Annotated in this window: 6 protein-coding genes, 3 pseudogenes and 1 riboswitch; of the genes and pseudogenes, 2 read left to right on the top strand and 7 right to left on the bottom strand. The window is 62.4% G+C overall.

The genetic code is table 11. The features are described from left to right. Positions 1–109: 109 nt before the first annotated feature. The 3 genes and pseudogenes from AX692_RS20045 to AX692_RS06705 all read right to left on the bottom strand — a co-directional run bounded on the left by AX692_RS20045 (position 110) and on the right by AX692_RS06705 (position 1,234). Positions 110–298 (bottom strand): hypothetical protein, encoded by a 189-nt coding sequence (locus AX692_RS20045; protein ID WP_196491773.1) that lies wholly within the window; start codon positions 296–298, stop codon positions 110–112. 25 nt (positions 299–323) lie between these two features. Further along, positions 324–863, bottom strand: a pseudogene (locus AX692_RS06710) (DUF692 domain-containing protein); the annotation flags it as partial. Positions 864–952: 89 nt separating this feature from the next. Then, positions 953–1,234: a hypothetical protein gene (locus AX692_RS06705; RefSeq protein WP_419470594.1), complete on the bottom strand. Its 282-nt coding sequence runs from the start codon at positions 1,232–1,234 to the stop codon at positions 953–955. A gap of 201 nt (positions 1,235–1,435) precedes the next feature. On the opposite strand from AX692_RS06705, the gene AX692_RS06700 reads away from it, so the two are divergent. After that, on the top strand, positions 1,436–1,726 hold the full coding sequence (locus AX692_RS06700) for a DUF2282 domain-containing protein (protein ID WP_073977604.1): 291 nt from the start codon (positions 1,436–1,438) through the stop codon (positions 1,724–1,726). A gap of 23 nt (positions 1,727–1,749) precedes the next feature. Continuing rightward, a complete protein-coding gene (locus tag AX692_RS06695) occupies positions 1,750–2,199 on the top strand; it encodes a DoxX family protein (protein ID WP_073977603.1) in 450 nt (149 codons plus the stop codon). 205 nt (positions 2,200–2,404) lie between these two features. Here AX692_RS06695 and AX692_RS06690 read toward each other — a convergent pair. From AX692_RS06690 to AX692_RS18940, 4 genes and pseudogenes are all read right to left on the bottom strand, one after another. Next, a pseudogene (locus tag AX692_RS06690) lies at positions 2,405–2,815 on the bottom strand (TCP-1/cpn60 chaperonin family protein); the annotation flags it as partial. A 143-nt stretch (positions 2,816–2,958) separates the two neighbouring features. Beyond that, entirely contained in the window at positions 2,959–3,240 is a 282-nt protein-coding gene (locus AX692_RS20675) for a helix-turn-helix transcriptional regulator (RefSeq protein ID WP_155646277.1), read from the bottom strand. Further along, on the bottom strand, positions 3,237–3,557 hold the full coding sequence (locus tag AX692_RS06680; RefSeq protein WP_073977601.1) for a hypothetical protein: 321 nt from the start codon (positions 3,555–3,557) through the stop codon (positions 3,237–3,239). The genes AX692_RS20675 and AX692_RS06680 overlap by 4 nt, the downstream gene beginning before the upstream one ends. Positions 3,558–3,568: 11 nt before the next feature. Beyond that, positions 3,569–4,350 (bottom strand): annotated as a pseudogene (locus AX692_RS18940) (IS5 family transposase). 536 nt (positions 4,351–4,886) lie between these two features. Next, a riboswitch (cobalamin riboswitch) is annotated at positions 4,887–5,045 on the bottom strand. This riboswitch is flagged as partial in the annotation.

Genomic DNA, 5,045 nt, shown 5'->3' with positions numbered 1-5,045 from the left:
CACCGTGTTCCCGAATTAAGCCCTCTCGGGCACCGGCGCGATCTGTTGACAACGGTCTTCAACCGTTGACGTTGATCCACTAGTCGAAAGTCGCCCGAAAGCCAATCCCTTAACGACTGACATCGGAACGACGCCAAGCCTCAACGATGGCAGGGTTTTCAAGCAACCGTTCCACCGCATCCACATTATAGGTCGCGAGCGAAATGAGGTTGTCCCCTCGGCGTATTTTGGATGTCCCGGAAATTTGCAGTCGGCCATCTTTCGACCACCGGTTGCGTTCGGCGGGGGTGAGCGACAACAGCTTCTCAATCTGCTTGAGACTAGATATTGTTGACATCAAGCAGCAGGAAGCAGCCCGTGGCCCTCGCCATTTCGGCGATGAATTCCCATTCCATCATCTCGTCTTCGGGGAAGGTCAGATAGCTTGAAGGGTTCTCGATCAGCATCGCCCGACCAAGCGCGTCCTGCGCGTGGTCGATATTGTCGCACACGACCTGCAAAGCCTCCTGCGTGAACGGCATCGGCAGCAGATCATGGCTGTTGTGCGCGCTGGTGCGGGTCCAGCACAGATGGTCGGACACCCACAGCGGCTGAGTCCGCTCGGCAAGGCTGCGCAGCCGCGCGAGATAATCGCGGTCAAGCCCCTGCGCCGATCCGATCGACATCGATACGCCGTGCAGGATCACGGGGTGCTTTTCGCGCACCCGCTCCAGCGTCGCCAGCGGGCGGCCGCCGTCAACCATGAAATTTTCGGAAATCACCTCGACAAAATCGACCGGCACTTCGCCATCGAGAAAGTCGGCATAATGTTCGCGTCGCAAGCCCAGGCCGAAACCGGAGAACGATGGAATGGCGGTGGGCATGGAGTTCCGGGCTTTCGAACAGGAAGGCATGGCCCGGCGCTGGCTTGTATCGGGTCGAAACAAGCACGCCGGGCCGTGCCAGGCAGAAATCAGGCGCCGATGTCGCCGATCGTGCCGCCCTTGGTGAGGCATTCGCCCGCCTTCATCGCCTTGAAGCCGTGGCCCTTGCAGGCGTTCTGGCCCTTGCAGGCGTTTTCGGCGGTCGCGCAGTCAGAATTGCCCTTGCAGCTGTGGACGCCGTAGCAATGCACGGTGTCGTCACCGCTGACCGCTGCACCCTTGCTCCCGGCGGGGGCATCGGCGGCGAAAGCGGCAGCGGACGAAAGCGCCATGACGGCGGCGGCGGCGGCGAATGCGGACTTCTTGTTCATGATCATTGCTTTTCTCCCTCAAGGATGAGTGCCCCATGGCACGGGCTTTTTCGGGAGCAGCCAATCAAAGGTTACATCTCGAAAGCTTTTTATCCCGCTTGTAACAACCTGGTCCCCGGCACCGAAACAATGGCCAGTCCAGCAGCAATGCAAGAGACTTTGCCATACCTTCAATGCCAAACCATTATCCGGGAGCCTTATATGAACAATGCCACTTTCGCCCGCGCCGCCAGCCTCGCGCTCGCCGCCGGGATCACTGCGGGTCTCGCCGCCACTGCCCCTGCCACCGCCCAGAGCAAGCCGGCGATGGAAAAGTGCTACGGCATCGCCAAGGCGGGCCAGAACGATTGCGCTGCGGGCCCCGGCACCAGCTGCTCGGGCACCTCGACCCGCGACTATCAGGGCAACGCCTGGAAGCTCGTCGCCAAGGGCACCTGCGTGACGACCAAGACCCCCAAGGGCAATGGCTCGCTCACGCCGATCCAGCGCTGACCTGACCGGGCGGGGCACCTTCCATGCGGAGCATCCTTTCGGCCTATGACCGGGTCGTGCAGTGGCTTGCGGGCCAATGGGTGGAAAGCGGCGCCCTGCTGCTCACCCGCCTTGCCCTCGCGGGCGTCTTCTGGCGCTCGGGCAGGACCAAGGTGGTCGAGGGCAGCTGGCTGACCGTCGATGAGACGCAATACTTCCTGTTCGAGGAATTCGGTCTGCCCGTCTCCCCCGAGCTCGTGGTGCCGGTCACGGTCTATGCCGAATTCCTGCTGCCGATCCTCGTTGCCTTCGGGCTGCTGACCCGGCTGTCGGCACTGGGGTTGCTGGTGATGACACTGGTGATCCAGCTGCTGATCTTCCCCGAAGCCTGGTGGCCGACCCACAGCCTGTGGGCGGCGATGGCGCTGGTGCTGGTCAGCCGGGGCGGCGGAATGGTGTCGCTCGATGCTGTTCTGGCGCGGTTGCGCAAATAAAGAAATAATAAGGGCGCGGGGCCGACCCTCGGGTTGGCAAAAAAGGAAAACCCCGGCGGAGCGATCCGCCGGGGTTTTCTTTCTGCTTGTGCTTCGATCAGGCCGCCTCGGGCAAAGCCCGAGGCGTCAGACGGGGCGCGAGGCGCCCCGCTGGCCGGCCTGCGGCGTGGACGGGTCAACCGTGGCTGGCCCGCCCGCCTTAGGCTCAGAAACCCATCCCGCCCATGTCGGGCATCGCGGGGGCGGCCGGCTTGTCTTCCGGACGCTCGACGATCGCCGCTTCGGTGGTGATCAGCAGGCCTGCAACCGAGGCCGCATCCTGCAGCGCGGTGCGCACGACCTTGGTCGGGTCGATCACGCCGGCCTTGACCAGGTTTTCGTAGACGTCGGTCGCAGCGTTGAAGCCCTGCGTTTCGTCATTCTCGCGCAGCAGGTTGCCCGCGACCACCGCGCCATCATGACCGGCGTTCTGGGCGATCTGCTTGATCGGCGAGGTGATCGCCTTGCGGATGATGTCGATCCCGCGGGTCTGGTCTTCGTTCGCGCCCTTCAGCCCGTCGAGCGCCTTGGTGGCGTAGAGCAGCGCCGTGCCGCCGCCGGGGACGATGCCTTCCTCAGGGACCGTGATGTATCGACAAGGCGTTACATCACAACGGTTTGCTGCCCTGATTCGCGAATTCGATACCGTCAAAAATACCGTTTCGCGCTTCGGCTTGGCCCTCGATCAGAACTCAACCGCTGCTGACCGTGTTTCGATGCTCACCGACCTTCCTTATGGTTGGTGGCCCGTGCATTGGCCAGAAGGGCTTTGAGCGCATCGACCGTCACCAAGGTGCACCTGCCGATCTTGATCGTTTCCAGGTCGCCCGAGGCGATCAACTCGTAGAGCTTCGACCGGCCTATTCCGGTCATCCGCACGGCATCGGGAATCCGGACGGCGAGCGGCTCTGCGCCGTTGGTCCTGGTTGCCTCGGGGCGACGATCGAACGGGAGCGCCAGCTGCTCGTCGCTGGCAGGCGACTTGGCTCCCCGGCGCTTCATTCTCCATGCTCCTGCGCAAGCTTGTCGAGCTGCCGCTTATGCGCCTCATGCACCTTCGTGCGGAGTGTGGCATCGGGATGGGCTAGCAGAAGGCCATCGAGAGCGCACATGATGAAGACGATCCGGCGCTTGATGAACTCGGCGTTCTGCCTCGCCTCCTCACGCAGCTCTTGTCCCTGGAACAAATCCGTGACGATGGCGCCGATCCACTGGCTGCGGCTCTGTTTGGCGCGGTTGGCTTCATCCTGAACCCAAGCCGCGACGTGCTTGGGCAGGTAGGTTTGGATGGAAACATTACGTGTCATACGGGACTCCATGTGCTGGTGCCTTAGGCCGTGTTGACAAAAGACTTGAGCCATAGGCGGGTGGCGGCGAGGTTGAGGAAGCTTTCGAAGGATAGGACGGTCTTGTCGTAGCGGGTGGCGATGCGGCGCTGCTGCTTGAGCTTGCCGAACATGCGCTCGACGCGGTTGCGGTCTCGGTAGCGGCGATAGTCGGGATGCTCGGGCACCTTGCGGTTCGAACGGGGTGGGATGATTGGCAGGATACCCCGGATCAGCAAGCTCTCCCGGAAGCGGTCACCGTCATAGCCCTTGTCTGCCAGCAGCGCCTTGGGCGCTGCGATGGGTATCTCCATGAGCGGCTCAGCAGCGGTGTAATCGGAGACCTCGCCGCCGGTCAGGATGAAGCCGAGAGGCAGTCCTTGATTGTCGCATCGGGCGTGGATTTTGCTCGTAAAGCCGCCGCGTGATCGACCAAGAGCGTTCGCACAAGCCCCCCTTTTCCGCCCGCTGCCGAGACGTGGCCGCGAACGGATGTGCTGTCGATCATGTGCTGCCAGTCGTCGGTCAGTCCCAGGTCGACCAGCGTTTGAAGCAGCGCATCCCAGACGCCCTGTTCGGCCCAGCGCCGGAACCGGACATAAACCGAGTTCCACTTGCCGTATCGCTCGTGCATATCGCGCCAGGGGCAGCCGACCCTCAGCACGTAGAGCATGCCGTTGAGGAAGCGCCGGTTATCGCCCGCCGGTCGCGCCCAGCGACCTCGCTCAGGCGGCAGCAGCGGCCCAATCAGCTCCCATTCCGCATCCGACAAGTCCCCACGACCCATGACTGCTCCTCAAAAAGCAGTCTTGAATCAGAAGTCGGGACGAATGGGAATCCCTTTTGTCAACGCGGCCTAAGGGGTTTCGAAGCGATCCGGCGGAGCCTGTCGCGAAGCTCATCGACAAGCATTTCAGCAGAGCCCAACTGATCGGGTTGAAATCTGCAAACTCTTCCGGGTTTGTCGATTGCGCTGCCACTCTTCGCCATGAGTAGCCGCATGGTAGCGTCGCGCTCGCCCTTATGGACCACAAGGCCAATCGGCATCGGCCCATCGAGGTCTACCTCTACGACCAAATGGTCATTGTCTTTCTTGAGGGTGACCAAGCGGCGGATGGCCATAAGGTTAGGCATTATATGACATTTGCATTGCAGGTGTCTCCGGTCCGGACGCCACGAACCAAGACCAAGTCGCCACGTGAGGTGGTCAGCAGCTTTCTCTTGGCGCGCGCCCGCAACGCCGGGGCCGCTGAAAGACCCAGTCACATCGATTCGTCGCTCAGACGGAGGTTTACCGTGCCATGGCCATCCCCTGGACCGCAGCAAGAGCGACCAAGCGCCGGCAGGTCTCCTGGCTCGCGGGTCACAGCTTGATGCACGGCCTTCCCAGGCCCCGCATGACTTAGCGTCCGGCCCAGTGGCTGCTCCCGCCCGAAGGGGGAAGCGATGTGCATCGCGCTCGCCGCTTACAGTTGCAGGGAC

Source organism: Erythrobacter donghaensis, from assembly GCF_001557325.1.
Taxonomy (GTDB): Bacteria; Pseudomonadota; Alphaproteobacteria; order Sphingomonadales; family Sphingomonadaceae; genus Erythrobacter; species Erythrobacter donghaensis_B.
Note: the sequence above shows the minus strand (reverse complement) of the source record. Positions and strands in the feature narration are given on the sequence as shown.